An 18,151-nucleotide genomic window follows, 5' to 3' on the forward strand; every position below is an offset into this window, starting at 1 on the left:
CATGCCGAACAACCAGCGCCCCGTCGTGATCGTGATGATCGAGGACGACGGCGGCCATGCGCGCCTGATCGAGAAGAACGTCCGGCGCGCCGGGGTGAACAACGAGATCCGCCATTTCGTGGACGGCACCTCCGCGCTCGCCTTCCTGCAGTCGTCCGAGGCCTCGGCCGCGGGGCCGCTGCTGATCCTGCTCGACCTCAACCTTCCGGACATGACCGGAATCGACATTCTCGGCGTGATCAAGAAGCATGAGCGGCTGAAGCGGGCGCCGGTCGTGGTGCTCACCACCACCGACGACAAGGTGGAGATCCAGCGCTGCTACGATCTCGGCTGCAACGTCTACATCACCAAGCCCGTGGACTACGACACCTTCGCCACCGCCATCCGCCAGCTCGGCCTGTTCATCTCGGTCATGCAGGTTCCCGACGCATGAGCTCTCCGTCCGCGCCGGACGCCGCGCCGCGCGCCATCCTCTACATCGACGACGACGAGGGTCTGCGCCGGCTGGTGGCGAAGGACCTCGCGCGCGTGGGCTACGAGGTGACGGCCGTGGCGACCTGCGCGGAGGCGCTCGACCAGCTCGGCGCGCGCCGCTTCGGCGCCATCGCGCTCGACCATTATCTCGCCGGCGAGACCGGGCTCGACATCCTGCCGGCGATCGAGGCGCTGCCGGACGCGCCGCCGGTGGTCTACGTCACCGGCTCGGACGAGGGCCGCATCGCCATCGCCGCCCTGAAGGCGGGCGCGATCGACTACGTCATCAAGGACGTGGGCGGCGAGTTCCTGGCGCTGCTGCGCGCCGCCGTCGCCCAGGCGATCCAGCATGTGGAGATGCGGCGGCAGAAGGAAGCCGCGGAGCGCGCGGTGGTGGAGGCCCGCGACCGCGCCGAGACGCTGCTGCGCGAGGTGAACCACCGCGTCGGCAACAGCCTGCAGCTCGTCTCCGCCTTCGTGCATCTGCAGGCGGGCGCGCTGCCGGACGGTCCGGCGCGGGACATGCTGCGGGAGACCGAGGCCCGGATCGTGGCCATCGCCCAGATCCACCGCCGCCTCTACACCACCGACGACGTGCGCAACGTGGTCATGGACGACTATCTGCGCGGGCTCGCGGAGGAGCTGCAGAGCTCGCTCAGCACCGCGGAGCGCCCGCACCGGGTGATCGTGCGGGCCGAGCCGGTCAAGGTCGCCACCGACTGCGCGGTCTCGCTCGGCGTGATCGTCACCGAGCTTGTGACCAACGCCTTCAAATACGCCTACGCTCCCGGCGTCGAGGGCGAGGTGCGCATCCGCCTCGCGCAGAAGGGCGCGCTGCTGTCGCTCGCGGTCGAGGACGACGGCGTGGGCTTCGCCGAGGACGCGGCGCCCACCGGAACCGGCCTCGGCAAGAAGATCGTGCGCACCATGGCCTCGGCCATCCGCTCCCAGATGGAGCGCGACCCGACCCATCCGGGCACGCGCATCGTGGTCAACTTCCCGGCCTGAGCGGGGCCTTCCAGCGCCCGACGCGCCCGCTCAGATCTTCCGGAGCCGCACCTCCTCGATGCGGTGGCTCCTGCCCTTGCGCAGGATCAGGTCGGCGCGGGCGCGGGTGGGGCGGATGTTCTCCCGCAGGTTCGGCAGGTTGATGTCGGACCACAGCGTCTCCGCGGTCTCCAGCGCCTCCTGCTTGGAGACCTGCGCGAACTTGCGGAAGTAGGACTGGGGGTCGCGGAAGGCGGTTTCCCTCAGCCGCATGAAGCGCTCCACGTACCAGCGGTGCAGCAGCGGCTCGTCGGCGTCCAGATAGATGCCGAAGTCGATGAAGTCGGAGACGAAGGGCTGCACCCGGCCGTTGCGGGGCCGGTCGCCGGTCTGCAGCACGTTCAGCCCTTCCAGGATCACGATGTCCGGCTGGTCGATGGTGACGTGCTCGCCCCGCACCACGTCGTAGACGAGGTGGCTGTAGACGGGCGCGCGCACGCCGCGCTTGCCGGCCTTGATGTCGGAGATGAAGCGCAGCAGCCCCTGCACGTCGTAGCTCTCGGGAAAGCCCTTGCGAGCCATCAGCCCCTCGCGGGCGAGCGCCGCGTTCGGCAGCAGGAAGCCGTCGGTGGTGACGAGGTCCACCTTCGGCGTCGCCGGCCAGCGGGCGAGCAGGGCGCGCAGCACGCGGGCGGTGGTGGACTTGCCGACCGCGACCGAGCCCGCCACCGCGATCACGAACGGCACGCGGTGCTCGCTGTGCCCGAGGAAGCGCTGGGTGGCGCGGAACAGCTGCTGGCGCGCGGTGACGTAGAAGGCGAGCAGGCGCGAGATCGGCAGGTAGATCTGCTCCACCTCGCTCATGTCGATCGGGTCGTTGAGCGAGCCGAGGCGTTCGAGGTCCGCCTGATCGAGCGTCAGGGGCGTGTCGGCGCGGAGCGTGGCCCAGCTTTCGCGGGTGAAGGTGGCGTAGGGCGAAAGGGGCGGCGTCCGCGGGCGATCGTCCATCAGCGTGTCCGCGCCGCTTTTTCCTGCAGGCCGGACTGGGCGGTCCGGCGTTCGAGCTCCGCCATCACGTCGGCGAGCGGCACGTCCCGCACGCGCAGCGCCACCATGAGGTGGTAGAGCACGTCGGCGGCCTCGGCGACGAGCTCGGCCCTAGCGCCGGAGGCGGTGGCGAGCGCGGCCTCCACGCCCTCCTCGCCGAGCTTCTTGGCGACCCGCGCCGGGCCGGCCTCGATCAGCGAGCGGGTGTAGGAGGTCTCGGCGGTCGCGTCCGCGCGCGCGGCCACGATGGCGGCGAGGTCGTCGAGGGTGAAGCCGCTCATGGGGCGCTCCTTCCGCGTTCGGACGTCAGGCGGCGGGATCGAGCCGCACGGGCAGGCCCGCCTCGGCCATGGCCGCCTTGGCCTCGCCGATGGTGAACTCGCCGAAATGGAAGATCGAGGCCGCGAGCACGGCGCTGGCGCCGCCCTTCACCACGCCGTCCACCATGTGGGCCGGCGTGCCGACGCCCCCCGAGGCCACCACCGGCACCGGCACCGCGTCCGCGACCGCGCGGGTCAGCGCGAGATCGTAGCCGTCCTTGGCGCCGTCCTTGTCCATGGAGGTGAGCAGGATCTCGCCCGCGCCGAGCCGCGCCACCTCCGCCGCATAGGCCACGGCGTCGAGCCCGGTCGGCCGGCGGCCGCCATGGGTGAACACCTCCCAGCGGTCGGCTTCGCCCGGCTGGGACACGCGCTTGGCGTCCACCGCCACCACGATCGCCTGGGCGCCGAACTTGTCGGCGGCGCGGGCCACCACCGAGCGGTCGTTCACGGCGGCGGACATGATGGACACCTTGTCCGCCCCCGCCAGCATCAGCGCCCGCACGTCCTCCACCGAGCGCACGCCGCCGCCCACCGTCACCGGCATGAAGCAGTTCTCGGCGGTGCGGGCCACCACGTCGAGCAGGATGGCCCGCTCCTCGTGGCTCGCGGTGATGTCGAGGAAGCAGAGCTCGTCGGCGCCGGCGGCGTCATAGGCGATCGCGGCCTCCACCGGATCGCCGGCGTCGCGCAGGTCGACGAACTGGACGCCCTTGACGACGCGGCCGTCCTTGACGTCGAGGCAGGGAATGACGCGGATCTTCAGCATGGGAGGCCGGCGGCTCGCGAAAACACAGGTCGAGGCCGTAAAGCCCCGGTTTCCGTCCTATAGGCGGATCGGCGCGGTCATGACAGCCCTGTCATGGAATTAGTCACTCCGTCGCGAGCAAGGCGTCGAGCGGAGCGTCCAGCGACACCACCACGCCTTCGGGGCGATACGCCACCACCGCGCGGCCGTTGAGCTGGCCGGACAGCGTCTTCTCGATCAGCTGCGAGCCGAAGCCCCGTCGGGTCGGCGGAGCGACTTCGGGTCCGCCGGTCTCGCGCCACTCCATGCGGAACCGGTCGTCCCCGCAGCGCCAGGACAGCCGGACGCGGCCCTCCGCGCGCGACAGCGCGCCGTATTTCGCGGCGTTGGAGCCGAGCTCGTGGATGGCGAGCGTCATGGCGGTGGCCGCCCGGTCGCGCAGCCGGACCGGCGGGCCGTCGATCACGATGCGGGTGTCGAGGTCATGGGGCTTCAGCACGCTGCGGGCCAGCGCGTCGAGCTGCGCTTCGGAGGAGGCGGCGGAGAACAGCATGTCCTGCGCCCGCGACAGCGCCACCAGCCGCTCGTCGATCCGCTCCCGGTAGGGCGCGAGCGCCGCCCCGCCGGCGCGCAGGGTCTGGGCCATCACCGACTGGGTGAGCGCCAGCATGTTCTTGATGCGGTGGTTGAGTTCGGCCGCGAGCAGCTTGTGGCGCTCCTCGCTCTCCTTCAGCGCGGTGACGTCGCGGGACACGGAGAGGATGGACTCCGGGCGCCCGTCCGGTCCGAAGATCGGCGTCACCTGCACGTCCCAGTGGCGCGGGTTGCCGCGGGCCGTGTTCGCCATCTCCTGGAACCGGTAGCTGCGGCCGTCCCGCGCCGCGGCGACGGCCGCAGCGGCGTGGACATGCCCGGCGGCGGTCCACAGGTCCGGCCAATGGCAGCCGCGCAGGGGCTCGAAGTCGTCGACCTCCATCACCTTCTGGCCGCCTTCGCTCATGAAGACCAGGGCGCCGTCGAGGTCGAGGATCTTGATGCAGTCCTCGGACGCCGCGAGCACGCTGCGGATGAAGCGGGCGTCGCGGTCCGGGGGCGCCGTGTCAGGCTCAGGGGTCATGCGATGAGGGGCTCTAAGCGCGCCGACGTGCGGTCCAAGGAGCTGCGCCGTCCGTCGGGTCGGAGCGACGCTAGCGGTTTACCGCGCGCTGCGCGAGCCCCCCACCAGCGCAAGCGCCTCTTTCGCGTCGAGACGGCCGTCGTAGAGCGCCCGGCCGGTGATGGCGCCGGCGATGGAGGCGTTCTCCGGCTCCAGCAGCCGGCGCACGTCCCCGATGTCCGCGAGCCCGCCGGAGGCGATCACCGGGATCGAGACCGCCTCCGCCAGCTCGCGGGTGGATTCGAGGTTCAGGCCTTTCAGCAGGCCGTCGCGGGCGATGTCGGTGTAGATGATGGCGGCGACGCCGGCGTCCTCGAACCGGCGGGAGAGGTCGAGCACGGTCATGTCGGAGACCTCGGCCCAGCCTTCGACCGCGACCCGGCCGCCGCGGGCGTCGACGCCGACCGCGACCTGGCCCGGATGGGCCCTGGCCGCCGCCCGGACGAAGTCCGGATCGCGCACCGCGGCGGTGCCGAGGATGACGCGGGAGACGCCGCGTCCGAGCCAGGATTCCACGCCCGCCATGTCGCGGATGCCGCCGCCGAGCTGCACCGGCACGTCGGCCTGGTCGAGGATGGCGTCCACCGCCTCGGCGTTGACGCTGGCGCCGGCGAAGGCGCCGTCCAGGTCCACCACATGGATCCAGCCGAAGCCGGCTTCCGCGAAGGCGCGGGCCTGCGCGCCGGGATCGTCGCCATAGACCGTGGCGCGGTCCATGTCGCCCTCTTTCAGGCGCACCACCGCGCCGCCCTTCAGGTCGATGGCGGGATAGAGGATCATGGACGCCACCTGAGGAAGCTCGCGAGCAGGGAAAGCCCGAGCGTCTGGCTCTTCTCGGGATGGAACTGCGCCCCCGCCACGTTGCCGCGGGCCACCAGCGCGGTGACGTCGCCGCCGTAGTCGGCGGAGAGCGCCACGTCGCCGGCGTCGTCCGGCTTCAGGTGGAAGGCGTGCAGGAAATAGGCGTGCAGGCCGTCGGGGCCCACGGGCAGATCGTCGGTCAGCGGATGGGCGCGTCGGCGGATCAGGGTGTTCCAGCCCATGTGCGGCACTTTGAGCCGGGCGTCGCCGGGCTCGATGCGGAGGACGCGGCCGGGAATCCAGTTCAGCCCGGCGGTCGGCTCGTGCTCCTCGCCGGTGGTCGCCAGAAGCTGCATGCCGATGCAGATGCCGAGGAACGGCCGGCCACGGTCCAGCACCGCCTCGTTCAGCGCCTCGCCGAGGCCGGAGGCGCTGTCGAGCGCCCGGCGGCAGTCGGGAAAGGCGCCGTCGCCGGGCAGAACCACCCGATCCGCCTTCGCGATGCGGTCGGCGTCGGCGGTGACGATCACGTCCGCGCCGCCGGCCCGGATCAGCGCCTTCTCCACCGAGCGCAGGTTGCCCGCGCCGTAGTCGACGATGGCGATCGTCACCGCGCCGCCTCGGGGAAGAAGCCCAGCACGGCGGGCGACGTGGAGGGGCGCGCGGGGCTCGCGGCGCGGGGCGCGGGGGGCTCGGCCTCCGCCGCCCATTCGGTGAAGAAGCGCACTTCGGCCTCCTCGCGGGAGCGGGCGAGCACGGAGCCCGCGTGGCGGTAGCCGCGGCGCTCCAGCGAGCGGGCGCGCAGCCACGCCGCCTCGAAGCCCACGGCGAGGTTCGGCAGCAGCATGAGCAGGATGGCGCGGCCGCCGTCCATGCCGAGCGCCCCGGCGAGAGCGACCAGCGCGATCTCGGCGGCCACGTAGAGAGCCAGCGCCAGCCAGCAGCGGCGCCAGATGAGCCAGATCACGGGCGCGAGGAAGGCGATCTTGTGGAAGCCCTCCCGGAAGGTGACGAAGCCTTCCGCGCGATCGAGCGAGCGTTCGTCGCCGGCGGGCTGGTAGATGAGCCAGGTGTTCAAGATGAAACGGACCTCGGGGGGTAAGGTCGAAGGATCAGTCGCCGATGCGGCCCTTGGTGGAGGGCAGACGGTCGCCGGCGCGGGGGTCGAGCGCGAGCGCCAGCTTCAGCGCGCGGGCGAGGCCCTTGAAGCAGCTTTCGGCGATGTGATGCGCGTTGGCGCCGTAGAGCGTCTCCACATGCAAGGTCACGGCGGCGTGGGTGGCGAAGGCCTGGAAGAACTCGCGCACCAGCTCGGTGTCGAACTCGCCCACCTTCGGCGCGGGAAACGCGGTGCGCCACACCAGGAACGGCCGGCCCGAGACGTCGATCGCGACGCGGGTCAGGGTCTCGTCCATGGGCATATGCACGTCCGCGTAGCGGGTCAGGCCCTTCATGTCGCCCAGCGCCCGGCGCACGGCCTGGCCGAGCGCGATCCCTACGTCCTCCACCGTGTGGTGGAAGTCCACATGCACGTCGCCGTTGGCCGTCACGTCCAGGTCGATCATGGCGTGGCGGGAGAGCAGCTCCAGCATGTGGTCGAAGAAGCCGACGCCGGTGGAGATCCGGCTCGCGCCCGTGCCGTCGAGGTCGAGGGCGAGCGAAATGTCGGTCTCCGCGGTCGTCCGGGTCACCTCGGCGCGGCGCATCATCATCTCCGGTCGCGAAGCCTGTCGCGGGGCTGTCATGGAAACGAGCGGTCGATAGCACGGGCGCGGGGCGAAGGCCAACGGCCCTTAACGATTCCGGCGCGATCGGGGCGGAGCGATGCGCGCGACGCATGTCGACAGCTTCCGGGCGCGCTCTACTTGGGAAGGCGCAAGACGTTCGTTCGCCGCTTCCAGAAAAGGACAGGCCGCCATGGCCAAGAAGCCGTCTCCCGAAGCCAAGGCCCGCCGCAAGGCGGCCCTCGCCACCCCGACCGACATCGGCTCCAACGCCACGCGCGACATCGAGGGCGCGCTCAACGCCGTGCTGGCGGACACGTTCGCGCTCTATCTCAAGACCAAGAACTTCCACTGGCACGTGAGCGGCCCGCACTTCCGCGACTACCATCTGCTGTTCGACGACCAGTCGGCGGAAATCCTCGCCTCCACCGACGACATCGGGGAGCGCGTGCGCAAGATCGGCGGCACGACGCTGCGCTCCATCGGCCACATCGGCCGGCTGCAGCGCATCGCCGACAACGACGCCGACTTCGTCACGCCCCAGGACATGCTGGCGGAGCTGCGCGAGGACAACCAGACCATGGTCCAGAAGCTGCGCGAGGCCCATGCGCTCGCCGACGAGCACGACGACGTGGGCACCACCAGCCTGCTGGAGAACCTGATCGACCAGGCCGAAAAGCGCGCCTGGTTCCTGTTCGAGGCGAGCCGGAGCATCTGAGCCGCCCTCCGGCCGCGGGCGGGCGGCGCCCCGCCCGCCCGCACGGCTCTTTTCGAGATCGGCGCGGATGATTACCTGTGCTGCGGAATCTCTTCCGGAGCGCTCATGTCCGACATCATTCTCCACGGCACCACGATCGTGCTGGTCCGCAAGGGCGGCAAGGTCGTCATCGGCGGCGACGGCCAGGTCACGCTGGGCCAGACCGTGCTTAAGGCGACCGCCAAGAAGGTGCGCCGCATCGCCAAGGGCGAGGTGATCGCGGGCTTCGCCGGCGCCACCGCCGACGCCTTCACCCTGTTCGAGCGGCTGGAGCAGAAGCTGGAGCAGTATCCCGGCCAGCTTCTGCGCGCCGCCGTGGAGCTCGCCAAGGACTGGCGCACCGACCGCTATCTCCGCCGGCTCGAGGCCATGATGCTGGTGGCCGACAAGCATGTGGCGCTCGTCATCACCGGCACCGGCGACGTGCTGGAGCCCGAGGACGGCGTCGCCGCCATCGGCTCGGGCGGCAACTACGCGCTCTCCGCCGCGCGCGCGCTCGCCGACACCGACGCGGACGCCGAAGCCATCGTGCGCAAGGCCATGAAGATCGCGGCCGAGATCTGCGTCTACACCAACGACAAGCTTACGGTCGAAAGCCTTGACACCGTCGGCTGACCGGCTCGAGGCCGCGGTCGCGGCGGGCGTGATCGACGCCGTCTCGGCGGAGCGGCTGCGCGCCTTTCTCGAGGGCGGCGACGTCCGCGCCGAAGGCCCGACCACGGTGGACCGGGAGGAGGTGCGCTTCGCCCGCGGCTTCCACGACGTGTTCATGACCGTCGGCCTCGTGGCGCTGCTGTTCGGCCTGCGCCTCGCCATCCTGGCGGTCGTCCCCTACGAGGCGACGCCTTACGCCTTCCTCGCCGGCGCGGGACTGGTCTGGGCGCTGGCGGAGGTCTTCACCCGCCGCCAGCGGCTGGTGCTGCCGAGCATCGCGCTCGCCATTTCGTTCGTGGCCTATGTGGCGCAGGCGGTCGCCGCGCCGCTGCTGTGGTTGCCGGGAGCGCCGGCGGATGAGCCCTACGCGCTGCCGGGCGTGGCGCTGGCGGCGCTCGTCGCGGCGGTCCTGTTCCGCCTGCGGTTCAGGCTGCCGTTCTCGGCGCTGCTGGTGGCGGCCGGGCTGATCGCCGTGCTGCTCGCGGGGCTGGAGGCCTTCCGTCCGGGCCTTGCGGAAAGCGTCGTCGCGCCGCTCGCGCTCGGCTGCGGCGTCGCCTGCTTCATCGCCGCCATGGGCTTCGACCTGATGGACCCGGAGCGGCGGACGCTTTCCGCCGACAACGCCTTCTGGCTGCATCTGCTGGCCGCGCCCCTGATCGTGCATGCGCTGGTCTCCTTCGCCGCCGCCGATCTGGGAGAGGCGAGCGTGGCGCAGGCGGCGGCGGTGCTGGGCGTCGTGGCGGCGCTGGCGCTGGTGGCCCTGCTGGTGGACCGGCGCGCGCTGCTGATGTCCGGGCTGATCTATTTCGGCGTCGCCATCGGCGTGCTGATCGCCCAAACCGAACTCGACAACGCCACCCGCTTCGCGGCCTCCCTCATCCTGCTGGGCGGCTTCGTGGTGGCGCTCGGCGCCGGCTGGCGGCCGCTGCGCCGGGCGGTGATGGCGCTCGCCCCAGCGCGGCTCAGGGCGGCGCTGCCGCCGGCGCTCTGATCTTCCGACGAAACACAAGACGGTCCCGCCGCGCCAAGGGCGGGGGGCCGGGCTTACAAGGACCCGTTTTCCCGATGACCGACCTCTCCCCCCGCGAAATCGTCTCCGAGCTCGACCGCCACATCGTCGGCCAGCGCGACGCCAAGCGCGCCGTCGCCATCGCGCTGCGCAACCGCTGGCGCCGGCTGCAGCTCGAAGGCCACCTCCGGGAGGAGGTGCTGCCGAAGAACATCCTGATGATCGGGCCGACCGGCGTGGGCAAGACCGAGATCTCCCGTCGCCTCGCCAGGCTCGCCAACGCGCCGTTCCTGAAGGTGGAGGCCACCAAGTTCACCGAGGTCGGCTATGTGGGCCGCGACGTGGAGCAGATCGTGCGCGACCTCCTGGAGGCCGCCATCGCGCTCACCCGCGAGGCCAGGCGCAAGGACGTTCAGGCCAAGGCCCACATGGCGGCGGAGGAGCGGGTGCTGACCGCGCTAGTGGGCGCGACCGCGAGCCCCGCCACCCGCGAGAGCTTCCGCAAGAAGCTGCGCGACGGCGACATGGACGACAAGGAGATCGAGATCGAGGTGGCCGCCTCCGGCCCGCCGATGATGGAGATCCCCGGCATGCCGGGGCAGGTGGGCATGATCTCGCTGGGCGAGATGTTCAAAGGCATGGGCGGCCAGAAGAAGACCCGCCGCGTCACCGTGAAGGACAGCTACGCCACGCTGATCACCGAGGAGAGCGACAAGCTGCTCGATCAGGAGAGCCTCGTCGCCGAGGCCATCCGCACGGTGGAGAACGCCGGCATCGTGTTCCTGGACGAGATCGACAAGATCTGCGCCCGGGAGGGCCGGGCCGGCGACGTCTCCCGCGAGGGCGTGCAGCGCGACCTGCTGCCGCTGATCGAGGGCACCACCGTCGCCACCAAGCACGGGCCGGTGAAGACCGACCACATCCTGTTCATCGCCTCCGGCGCCTTCCATGTGGCGAAGCCGTCCGACCTGCTGCCGGAGCTTCAGGGCCGGCTGCCGATCCGGGTCGAGCTTTCGGCGCTGACGCGGGAGGACTTCGTCCGCATCCTGAACGACACCGAGGCGAGCCTCGTGAAGCAGTACGTGGCGCTGCTGGCGACCGAGAACGTGACGCTCCAGTTCACGTCCGACGGCATCGACGCCCTCGCCGACGTGGCGGTGGAGGTGAACTCCACGGTGGAGAACATCGGCGCCCGGCGGCTGCAGACGGTGATGGAGCGGGTGCTGGACGAGATCAGCTTCACCGCAGCCGACCGCGGCGGCGAGACGGTGACGGTGGACGGCGCCTACGTGCGCCGCTACGTGGGCGATCTGGCCAAGAACGCCGACCTCAGCCGCTTTATTCTCTAAGGGCCGCCGTCTCGAAGGGCCACCCTTGCGCGCGGACGAGCGACGGACATTCCTGCGAACCTCCTGACAACGGCTCGCAGAAATTTTACGGGGTCGGCGAAGGTCGCCCGTTCACCTCCCAAAGGCCCGCTCATCCGCGGCGCCAAAGGGATGTGCGGGGGAAGCCCATGACGACCCTTAAGAAGGCGGAGCTGAGGACCGGCTCCAATGTCCGCCTGACCGGCGCGGAGGCGCGTCGGCTCGCGGAGCAGGCGGCGCTGCAGAACGTCGCCAACTGCTATGTGCGCGAGATCGACGCCGGGGCGCTGGTGCGCCATCGCCCGGTGGGCGAGGTGGCGGCCGATCATCTGGAGCTGCTCCTGCGCGACCAGAACGGCGCGCTGCGCATCGAGGCGGTGGCGCTGTCGGCCTGCGGGCCGCACCGGCTCGGCCGGGCCTACATCCGGCGCGCGGAAGGGCAGGATTTCGTCCGCGTCGACCCCATGACCGCGGTCATCGCCCTGCTGCACGAGGCCTATCGCAGCTTCGGGCCGGAGCGGGCGGAGCGCCTGCGCGGCTGCGAGCTTGAGCTGCTGTCGCGGGTGCTGGGCAGCTACCAGTCCGCGGCGACCTGCCTCGCGGCCGGCGCCGGCGCCGATGACGACGACAGCTTCATCGCCGCCGAGCAGTCCATCGCCTTCGGCCACTGGCTGCACCCGACGCCGAAGAGCCTGCAGGGCATGACCTGGTGGCAGCGCCCGGCCTACCAGCCGGAGCAGGGCGGGCGCTTCCGCCTCACCGTTTTCGCCGCGCCTTCCGGCATGGTCCGCCACGCCTCCGCCGCCGCCGTCAGCGCGCCGGAGATCGCCCGCGGCTTCCTCGGGGCCGATCTCGACCGGCTCGGCCTGAAGGACGGCGAGGTCCCGCTGCTGATGCACCCGCTGCAGGCGGAGGCGCTGCTGCTCGATCCCGACGTCGCCGCGCTCAGGGACCGGGGCGCGCTCCGGCTGCTGGGGCCGGGCGGTCCGGAGGTCGCCGCCACCTCGTCGGTGCGCACGCTCTGGAGCGCGGACCGGGCGTGGATGCCGAAGTTCTCGCTGCCGGTGCGCATCACCAATTCGGTGCGCGTCAACAAGCGCCACGAGCTGGAGGCCGGCGTCGCCGTGGCGCGGCTGTTCGCGAAGACCGACTGGCTGCAGCGCCATCCCCGCTTCCGTGTGATTCAGGATCCCGCCTGGGTCACGCTCGATCTGCCGGGCCGCGCCGAGAGCGGCTTCGAGACCATCTTCCGTGAAAATCCTTTCGTCGCCGGCCGGGACCGGGGCGTCGCGACGGTTGCGGCGCTGACCGCGCCGCCCCTGCCGGGCGGGCGGTCCCGCCTCGAACGGCTGGTGCGCGACCACGCGGCCCAGAGCGGACTGCGCGTGGCCGAGGCCGCCCGGGCGTGGTTCCGCGCCTATCTCGACTGCGCGATCGAGCCGCCGGTCGCGCTCTACGACCAGCTGGGCGTGGCGCTGGAGGCCCACCAGCAGAACACGCTGCTGGACGTGACCGGCCTTTTGCCCCGCGCCGCCTATTACCGGGACAGCCAGGGCTTCTACCTCTCCAACAGCCACCGCCACGCGCTCGACCGGCTGATCCCGGAGGCGGCCTCCATCGGCGCGCTCTATTTCGACGACTGCGAGATCGCCGAGCGCTTCGGCTATTACCTGCTGGTCAATCAGGCGTTCTCGGTGGTGAACCGCATGGGCCACGACGGCCTGATCGCGGAGACCGCGCTGCTCGACATGCTGGCGGAGCGGCTGGAGCGTCTGGCGCGGGAGACGCCGGGCGTCGGCGGGGCCTTCGCCCGCGCGGCGCTGGACCGGCCGTCCATCGCCTCCAAGGCCAATCTGGTCACCCGCCTGCTCGACATCGACGAGCTGGACGCCGACGACGAGGCGGCCGTCTACGCCCGCGTCGACAACCCGCTGTTCGGCCGCCCGGGCGTCTGCGATTTCGGAGGCGACCGTGCCGTCGCCGTCTGACGAGCGCGTCGTCCGCCAGCTCGCCGCGGCGCTGCTGTACGAGCGCCTCGTGGAGGCCCGCGCGGAGCCCGGCGATCTGGGCGGCGGGCTGAGGCGCTGCGAGTGGAGCGGCGGCGGCCGGCGTCTGCGCTGCGTCGCCGCGCGCGGGCCCTTCGGACGCCTGCGGATCGTGGAAGGCTCGGTGGAGGCGCTCGGGGCCGAGGGCTGGGCGCCCGCGACGCTGGATGAGCTGGTGGATTGCGCGCCCGGCGACGGCGCGGCGCGCGAGGCGCTGCGCGGCGAACTGCGTCAGACCGCGGCGCTCTGCGCCTGGAACGCCCGCAACCTGCCCCGCCGCATGCGCCGGGGCCTGAGCTTCGCCGAGCTGGAGTCCCGGCTCGACGAGGGCCATCCCTATCACCCCTGCTTCAAGACCCGCACCGGCTTCACGGAGGCCGACCATGCGGCTTACGGGCCGGAGGCGGGGGCGACGTTCCGGCTGGTCTGGCTCGCGGTCGCCCGCGACCGGCTGCGGCAGGCGCTGCCCGAGGACGAGGCGGCGTTCCTCGCCCGGGAACTGGGCTTCGAGGCCGCGCGGGAGCTGTCCCGCCGCCGCGCCGCGCTCGGGCTCGACGCCGCCGCCTATGGCCTGATCCCGGCCCATCCCTGGCAGTGGGCGCGGCTGAAGGCCGGCGACTTCGCGGAGCTTGTGGCCTGCGGCGCGATCCACGAACTGGGCGAGGCCGGCGACCGCTACCGCGCCACCCAGTCGGTGCGCACCCTGACCAACGCGGATCATCCCGCCCGCGCCAATGTGAAGCTGTCGCTGGACATGGGCGCCACCTCGGCGCTGCGCACCATCGAGCCCCACTCGGTGGAGGCGGCGCCGCTCATGTCCGACTGGCTGGCGGAGATGGTGGCCGACGATCCGGCGCTGGCGAACGATAGCCGGCTTACCATCCTGCGGGAGTACGCCGGCATGGTGGTGGACCGCGACGGCCCCCTCGGCGGCCGGCTCGCCGCGCTGTGGCGCGAAAGCCCGGCGGCGGCGCTTTCGCCCGGAGAGCAGGCGGCGCCGTTCAACGCGCTGGCGGCGACGGAATCCAACGGCGAGCCGTTCGTGGCGCCCTGGCTCGCCCGCCACGGCGCCACCCGCTGGGTGGAGCGGCTGATCGATGTGGCGGTGGTGCCCGTCTGGCGGCTGCTGACGGCGCACGGGATCGCGACCGAATCCCACGGCCAGAACATGATCCTCGTGCATCGCGACGGCTGGCCGGAGCGGGTGATCCTGCGGGATTTCCACGACTGCGTGGAGTATGTGGACGGCTTCCTGTCCCGCCCGGCGCCCGACTTCGCCGCCGTGGATCCGGCCTACGCCGACGCGCCGCTCAACCTATACTTCCCCATGGACAGTCTGGAGGAGCTGCGCGCGCTGGTGATGGACGCGCTGCTGGCCTTCAACCTCACCGACGTCTCGGCGCTGCTCGAGGCGAAGGCCGGCTTCCCCGAGGCCGAGTTCTGGCGCCGCCTCGCCGCGCGGCTCCGCGCCCATGACGCCGCCCACGGCCTGATGGAGCGCCGCGCCGCGCTGGGCGTCGACGCGCCCGAGGTGGCCGTGGAACGGCTGCTGGCGCGCAAGCTCGGCGGCCCGTCCGCGGCGCTTCTCGTCCCGAACCCTCTTGCGGCGGACGCCGCCAGCCTCAGCGAGGCGTCATGATCCGCGTCGACGACCGTCTTCTCGACCCGAAAACCCTCGAAGCGCAGGGCGCCCGCGCGCTGGGCGATCCCGCGTCGCTCGCAGGCGCAAGCGTCGCGGTCTGCGCGCCGGACGCCGCCGACTGGCTCGGCCTGTTCTTCGCGCTTCGCGCGGCGGGCGCGGGCGTGCTGCCGGTCCATCCGGCGACCCCGCGCGAGGCCGCCCGCCGGCTGGCGCTGCAGGCGGGCTGTGCGCGGCTGGCGTTCCACGGGACGTCCGAAGCCCTTGCGCCGGAGACCGCGCGCGGCGGCGGGGTGCTGCTGCAGATGAGCTCCGGCACCACCGGCGCGCCCAAATGCATCGCCCGGGGGTGGGACGAGATCGAGCGCGAGCTCGCCTCTTACGTGACCGCCTTCCCGGACACCAACGACATGACGCCGGTGGTCGCCTGCCCGACCACCCATTCCTACGGGCTGATCTGCGGCCTGCTGGCGGGGCTGAAGCGGGGGCGGACGCCGGTCCTTATCGATCCCTCCAACCCCAAGGCGCTGATCCGCGCGCTGCGGGAGGCCGAGCGGCCGGTGCTCTACGCCTCGCCCGCGGTGCTGCACACGCTGGCGCAGCTTCTGCCCGCGGGCGAGACGCTCAACGCCGCCATGACCTCCGGCACGCTGCTGCCGGAGGCGTGGTTCGCGCGCATCCGCGCCCGCAGCCGCCGTCTGTTCCAGCAGTACGGCTGCTCGGAGGCGGGCGTCATCGCCGTCAATCCTGAACTTGAGAGCCCGGAATTCATGGGTCGCCCGCTGCCGCATCTCAGCGTCGCGGCGGGGACGGGGCCCGAGACGCCGGCGGAGATCGTGGTCACGGCCGGGGGGCGCCGGATCGAGACCCGCGATCTTGGCTGGATGACGCCGGAGGGCATGCTCGGCTTCGCCGCGCGGCTCGACGACACCATCAACGTCTCGGGCCTCAACGTCTATCCGCAGGAGGTGGAGGACGTGGTGATGACGCTGCCCGCCGTCACCGACGCCGTGGCCTTCCGGCTCGCGGACCGGTTCGCGGGCGAGCGGGTCGGCCTCGTGTTCAGCGCCCGCGAGGCGGTGCCGCCCCGCGACGTGCTGGACTGGTGCCGCAAGGCGCTCGCCGGCCACCAGCTGCCGGCCCAGGTGGCGCAGCTCGACGCCGTGCCCCGCCAGGCCAACGGCAAGGTGAGCCGGCGGGAGATCGCCGCCGCCTTCGCAAAGGGCGAGCTTCTTATCCGGGAGGAGGCGCGATGACCTTCGAGACCATCGTCGAGGCGATCCACGTCACCCTGCGGGACGACATGGAACGGCCGCATCTGGAGCTGTTCGGCCCCGAGGCGCGGCTGAACGAGGACCTCTACCTCGACAGCATCCTCATGCTGCACCTGTTCCTCAATCTGGAGCTGCGTCACGGGCTGGCGGCGCCGGAGGAGGCGATCGTGCGGCAGGATCTCGCCACCGTGGGCGATCTGGCGCGGCTGTTCCTCAGGCTTCAGGACGGCGCCGAGGCGCCCAAGGCCGCGCCGGAGCCGGATGAGTCCGACGAGCTCGGCGTCCATGGCGAGGACTACGTGGACCTCAAGATCCACTGCTTCGTGTCCTGCGTCTGCGCGGCGCTCAAAGCCCGCGGGATCGACCACCGGGCGTTCTACTTCGGCGTCTGGGACGCGGAGTTCGCGGTTCAGGACCACGCGCTGCGCTATCACGCGGACGGCCTGAGCCACGCCGCGTTCCACCGCTGGTTCGAGCGGCTCTACGGCGTCACGATCACGGAATGGTACGACCACGCCGCGCCGAAGGAGGCGAACGTCGCCCGCCTGCTGGAGCTGGTGGAGACCCGCCGTGACGGCGTGTCGGTGATGGCGATGCTGGACCTGTTCCACCTGCCGGAGCGGGAGAACAAGTTCAACCAGAACCCGTTCCCCCATTACCTGATGCTGGAGACGGCGGCGGACCCGGACGTCTTCATGGTGCGCGATCCGGACTTCCGCTGGGAGGGCGAGATCGCCCGCCACAAGGTGCTGAACGCGGTGCGCCAGCCGACGGTCGGGGGCGGCTACGTGTTCGACGGCGACGAGGCGCGGCCCGCCCGCGACGCGGATGTGGCGGACTGGTTCGAGGCCACCTTCCGCCGGCGCGACAACCCGCTGGTCGCCGCCGTGCGCGACATCCTCGACGCCCATCTCGACGGTCGCGACGGGCTGACGCTCGCGGGCCTGCCCGAGGCGCTGAAGGAGCTGCCGGTGCTGGCGATCCGCAAATACGCCTACGAGCACGGCTTCGCCTTCTTCTGGCGGGCGCTGAAGCTGCCGAACGCGGATTTCCTGGGCTGGGCGGACGAGATCGAGGCGCTGGCGCTCGGGCTCAAGGCCTATCCCCTGCAGGCGCTGCGCCTCGCCGAGACCGGCGACCGGGCGCTGGCCGCGGCGGCCTTCGCGGAGCTCGACCGGCTGGAGCGGCTGGAGGCGGCGATCAAGCGCCGCCTCGACGAGGTGTTCAACGACTGGCGGGCCGCGCGCGGCCTCGACGACCGGAGGGCGGTGGCGTGAAGGTTTCCATCTGCACCATCAGTTTCCGTCACCAGCTCACGTCGCTGAAGGAGATCGCGACCTTCGCCCGGGCCAACGGCTTCGACGGGATCGAGCTGTGGGGCGTCCACGCCCGCAATCTGGCCAAGACCCCGCTGCTGAACGCCGAATGGCTGGCCACGCAAGGCTTGAGCGTGCCCATGGTCAGCGACTACCTGCCGACCGACGAGGACGAGCGGCTGGTGCGCGCCCGCGCGGCCCGGCTGTGCGAGCACGCCATCCGCTGGGGCGCGCCGCTGATCCGCACCTTCGCCGGCGCCCGCGGCAGCCTCGACGTGGCCGCGGACGAGCGCGGCGCGATCGTCGACCGCCTGCGCGCCATCTGCGAGGTGGCGGAGGCCCATGGGCTGAGGCTCGCGGTGGAGACCCACCCGCGCACGCTCGCCGACTGTCTCGCCTCCACCCGGCGCCTCGCCGAGGAGGTGGACCACGCGGCCTTCGCCATCAATTTCGACGCGCTGCACGTCTGGGAGGGCGGCGACGACGTGGTGGCGGCCCACCGGGCGCTGAAGCCCTGGATCCGGCATCATCACTTCAAGAACGTGCGCGGCCGCGCCGATCTCGGCGTGTTCGACCCCGCCAACGTCTACGCCGCCAACGGCCGGCGCGAGGGCATGACGCCGCTGTTCTCCGGCGCGCTGGACTACGCCCCGCTGCTGGAGGAGCTCGCCGGCGATCCGGCGGTTCAGGCCTCGCTCGAATGGTTCGGCGACGACGTGGTGGAGACGCTGGCCCGCGACCGGCTGGACCTGCAGGCCCGGCTCGCCGCGGCGGCCCCGCTCGGCGCGGCGCAGGGCGGATGAACGGGCGTCAGGTTCGTGACTGGCGAGCCG

General features: G+C 71.8%; 19 protein-coding genes. 11 read left to right on the top strand and 8 right to left on the bottom strand.

All coding sequences use genetic code 11. The features are described 5' to 3' along the window. Position 1: 1 nt before the first annotated feature. Positions 2 to 433, top strand: coding sequence for a response regulator (locus PKE85_RS14190; RefSeq protein ID WP_428981377.1), 432 nt, complete (start codon positions 2 to 4; stop codon positions 431 to 433). After that, complete coding sequence (locus PKE85_RS14195; RefSeq protein WP_271205418.1) at positions 430 to 1,482, top strand: sensor histidine kinase; 1,053 nt, start codon at positions 430 to 432, stop codon at positions 1,480 to 1,482. The genes PKE85_RS14190 and PKE85_RS14195 overlap by 4 nt, the downstream gene beginning before the upstream one ends. A gap of 30 nt (positions 1,483 to 1,512) precedes the next feature. On the opposite strand, the gene coaA is transcribed toward PKE85_RS14195, so the two are convergent. The 8 genes from coaA to hisB form a co-directional block, all read right to left on the bottom strand. Continuing rightward, positions 1,513 to 2,469 carry a type I pantothenate kinase gene (gene coaA / locus PKE85_RS14200; RefSeq protein WP_271205419.1) on the bottom strand — a complete coding sequence of 319 codons (957 nt, stop codon included), beginning with the start codon at positions 2,467 to 2,469 and terminating at the stop codon, positions 1,513 to 1,515. Beyond that, the gene (locus PKE85_RS14205) at positions 2,469 to 2,789 is read right to left on the bottom strand and encodes a phosphoribosyl-ATP diphosphatase (RefSeq protein WP_271205420.1); all 321 of its coding nucleotides are present in this window, start codon (positions 2,787 to 2,789) and stop codon (positions 2,469 to 2,471) included. Before PKE85_RS14205 ends, coaA begins: the two co-directional genes overlap by 1 nt. A gap of 25 nt (positions 2,790 to 2,814) precedes the next feature. Then, positions 2,815 to 3,597, bottom strand: coding sequence for an imidazole glycerol phosphate synthase subunit HisF (hisF, locus tag PKE85_RS14210; RefSeq protein WP_271205421.1), 783 nt, complete (start codon positions 3,595 to 3,597; stop codon positions 2,815 to 2,817). A gap of 103 nt (positions 3,598 to 3,700) precedes the next feature. After that, positions 3,701 to 4,693 carry an HWE histidine kinase domain-containing protein gene (locus PKE85_RS14215; RefSeq protein ID WP_271205422.1) on the bottom strand — a complete coding sequence of 331 codons (993 nt, stop codon included), beginning with the start codon at positions 4,691 to 4,693 and terminating at the stop codon, positions 3,701 to 3,703. 78 nt (positions 4,694 to 4,771) lie between these two features. Beyond that, positions 4,772 to 5,512 carry a 1-(5-phosphoribosyl)-5-[(5-phosphoribosylamino)methylideneamino]imidazole-4-carboxamide isomerase gene (hisA, locus tag PKE85_RS14220; RefSeq protein ID WP_271205423.1) on the bottom strand — a complete coding sequence of 247 codons (741 nt, stop codon included), beginning with the start codon at positions 5,510 to 5,512 and terminating at the stop codon, positions 4,772 to 4,774. Beyond that, positions 5,509 to 6,144 carry an imidazole glycerol phosphate synthase subunit HisH gene (gene hisH / locus PKE85_RS14225; protein WP_271205424.1) on the bottom strand — a complete coding sequence of 212 codons (636 nt, stop codon included), beginning with the start codon at positions 6,142 to 6,144 and terminating at the stop codon, positions 5,509 to 5,511. Before hisH ends, hisA begins: the two co-directional genes overlap by 4 nt. After that, positions 6,141 to 6,611: a DUF2628 domain-containing protein gene (locus PKE85_RS14230; RefSeq protein WP_271205425.1), complete on the bottom strand. Its 471-nt coding sequence runs from the start codon at positions 6,609 to 6,611 to the stop codon at positions 6,141 to 6,143. The genes hisH and PKE85_RS14230 overlap by 4 nt, the downstream gene beginning before the upstream one ends. A gap of 34 nt (positions 6,612 to 6,645) precedes the next feature. Further along, the gene (gene hisB, locus PKE85_RS14235) at positions 6,646 to 7,239 is read right to left on the bottom strand and encodes an imidazoleglycerol-phosphate dehydratase HisB (RefSeq protein ID WP_271205426.1); all 594 of its coding nucleotides are present in this window, start codon (positions 7,237 to 7,239) and stop codon (positions 6,646 to 6,648) included. 211 nt (positions 7,240 to 7,450) lie between these two features. Between hisB and PKE85_RS14240 the strand changes: the two genes are divergently transcribed. From PKE85_RS14240 to PKE85_RS14280, 9 genes are all read left to right on the top strand, one after another. Beyond that, positions 7,451 to 7,975, top strand: a complete 525-nt coding sequence (locus PKE85_RS14240; RefSeq protein WP_271205427.1) for a Dps family protein — start codon at positions 7,451 to 7,453, stop codon at positions 7,973 to 7,975. Between the two features lie 105 nt (positions 7,976 to 8,080). Continuing rightward, on the top strand, positions 8,081 to 8,629 hold the full coding sequence (gene hslV / locus PKE85_RS14245; RefSeq protein WP_271205428.1) for an ATP-dependent protease subunit HslV: 549 nt from the start codon (positions 8,081 to 8,083) through the stop codon (positions 8,627 to 8,629). After that, on the top strand, positions 8,613 to 9,659 hold the full coding sequence (locus tag PKE85_RS14250) for a hypothetical protein (RefSeq protein ID WP_271205429.1): 1,047 nt from the start codon (positions 8,613 to 8,615) through the stop codon (positions 9,657 to 9,659). The genes hslV and PKE85_RS14250 overlap by 17 nt, the downstream gene beginning before the upstream one ends. Before the next feature lie 74 nt (positions 9,660 to 9,733). Further along, entirely contained in the window at positions 9,734 to 11,026 is a 1,293-nt protein-coding gene (hslU, locus tag PKE85_RS14255) for an ATP-dependent protease ATPase subunit HslU (RefSeq protein WP_271205430.1), read from the top strand. Between the two features lie 167 nt (positions 11,027 to 11,193). Beyond that, a complete protein-coding gene (locus tag PKE85_RS14260; protein WP_271205431.1) occupies positions 11,194 to 13,032 on the top strand; it encodes an IucA/IucC family protein in 1,839 nt (612 codons plus the stop codon). Beyond that, on the top strand, positions 13,016 to 14,728 hold the full coding sequence (locus PKE85_RS14265; protein ID WP_271205432.1) for an IucA/IucC family protein: 1,713 nt from the start codon (positions 13,016 to 13,018) through the stop codon (positions 14,726 to 14,728). Before PKE85_RS14260 ends, PKE85_RS14265 begins: the two co-directional genes overlap by 17 nt. After that, entirely contained in the window at positions 14,725 to 15,984 is a 1,260-nt protein-coding gene (locus PKE85_RS14270) for an AMP-binding protein (RefSeq protein WP_271205433.1), read from the top strand. Before PKE85_RS14265 ends, PKE85_RS14270 begins: the two co-directional genes overlap by 4 nt. Then, a complete protein-coding gene (locus PKE85_RS14275) occupies positions 15,981 to 17,279 on the top strand; it encodes a DUF6005 family protein (RefSeq protein WP_271205434.1) in 1,299 nt (432 codons plus the stop codon). Before PKE85_RS14270 ends, PKE85_RS14275 begins: the two co-directional genes overlap by 4 nt. Next, entirely contained in the window at positions 17,276 to 18,121 is an 846-nt protein-coding gene (locus tag PKE85_RS14280) for a sugar phosphate isomerase/epimerase family protein (RefSeq protein ID WP_271205436.1), read from the top strand. Before PKE85_RS14275 ends, PKE85_RS14280 begins: the two co-directional genes overlap by 4 nt. Positions 18,122 to 18,151: the final 30 nt, after the last annotated feature.

The organism is Methylopila jiangsuensis (assembly GCF_027922305.1).
Classification (GTDB): domain Bacteria; phylum Pseudomonadota; class Alphaproteobacteria; order Rhizobiales; family Methylopilaceae; genus Methylopila; species Methylopila jiangsuensis.

Excerpts from the sequence above, each read along its gene's own strand:
- PKE85_RS14190 (WP_428981377.1), top strand. The coding sequence starts at position 2 with ATGCCGAACAACCAGCGCCCCGTCGTGATCGTGATGATCGAGGACGAC.
- PKE85_RS14270 (WP_271205433.1), top strand. The coding sequence starts at position 14,725 with ATGATCCGCGTCGACGACCGTCTTCTCGACCCGAAAACCCTCGAAGCG.
- PKE85_RS14260 (WP_271205431.1), top strand. The coding sequence starts at position 11,194 with ATGACGACCCTTAAGAAGGCGGAGCTGAGGACCGGCTCCAATGTCCGC.
- hslU (WP_271205430.1), top strand. The coding sequence starts at position 9,734 with ATGACCGACCTCTCCCCCCGCGAAATCGTCTCCGAGCTCGACCGCCAC.
- hslV (WP_271205428.1), top strand. The coding sequence starts at position 8,081 with ATGTCCGACATCATTCTCCACGGCACCACGATCGTGCTGGTCCGCAAG.
- hisA (WP_271205423.1), bottom strand. The coding sequence starts at position 5,512 with ATGATCCTCTATCCCGCCATCGACCTGAAGGGCGGCGCGGTGGTGCGC.
- PKE85_RS14275 (WP_271205434.1), top strand. The coding sequence starts at position 15,981 with ATGACCTTCGAGACCATCGTCGAGGCGATCCACGTCACCCTGCGGGAC.
- PKE85_RS14240 (WP_271205427.1), top strand. The coding sequence starts at position 7,451 with ATGGCCAAGAAGCCGTCTCCCGAAGCCAAGGCCCGCCGCAAGGCGGCC.
- hisB (WP_271205426.1), bottom strand. The coding sequence starts at position 7,239 with ATGCGCCGCGCCGAGGTGACCCGGACGACCGCGGAGACCGACATTTCG.
- hisF (WP_271205421.1), bottom strand. The coding sequence starts at position 3,597 with ATGCTGAAGATCCGCGTCATTCCCTGCCTCGACGTCAAGGACGGCCGC.
- PKE85_RS14195 (WP_271205418.1), top strand. The coding sequence starts at position 430 with ATGAGCTCTCCGTCCGCGCCGGACGCCGCGCCGCGCGCCATCCTCTAC.
- coaA (WP_271205419.1), bottom strand. The coding sequence starts at position 2,469 with ATGGACGATCGCCCGCGGACGCCGCCCCTTTCGCCCTACGCCACCTTC.
- PKE85_RS14205 (WP_271205420.1), bottom strand. The coding sequence starts at position 2,789 with ATGAGCGGCTTCACCCTCGACGACCTCGCCGCCATCGTGGCCGCGCGC.
- PKE85_RS14215 (WP_271205422.1), bottom strand. The coding sequence starts at position 4,693 with ATGACCCCTGAGCCTGACACGGCGCCCCCGGACCGCGACGCCCGCTTC.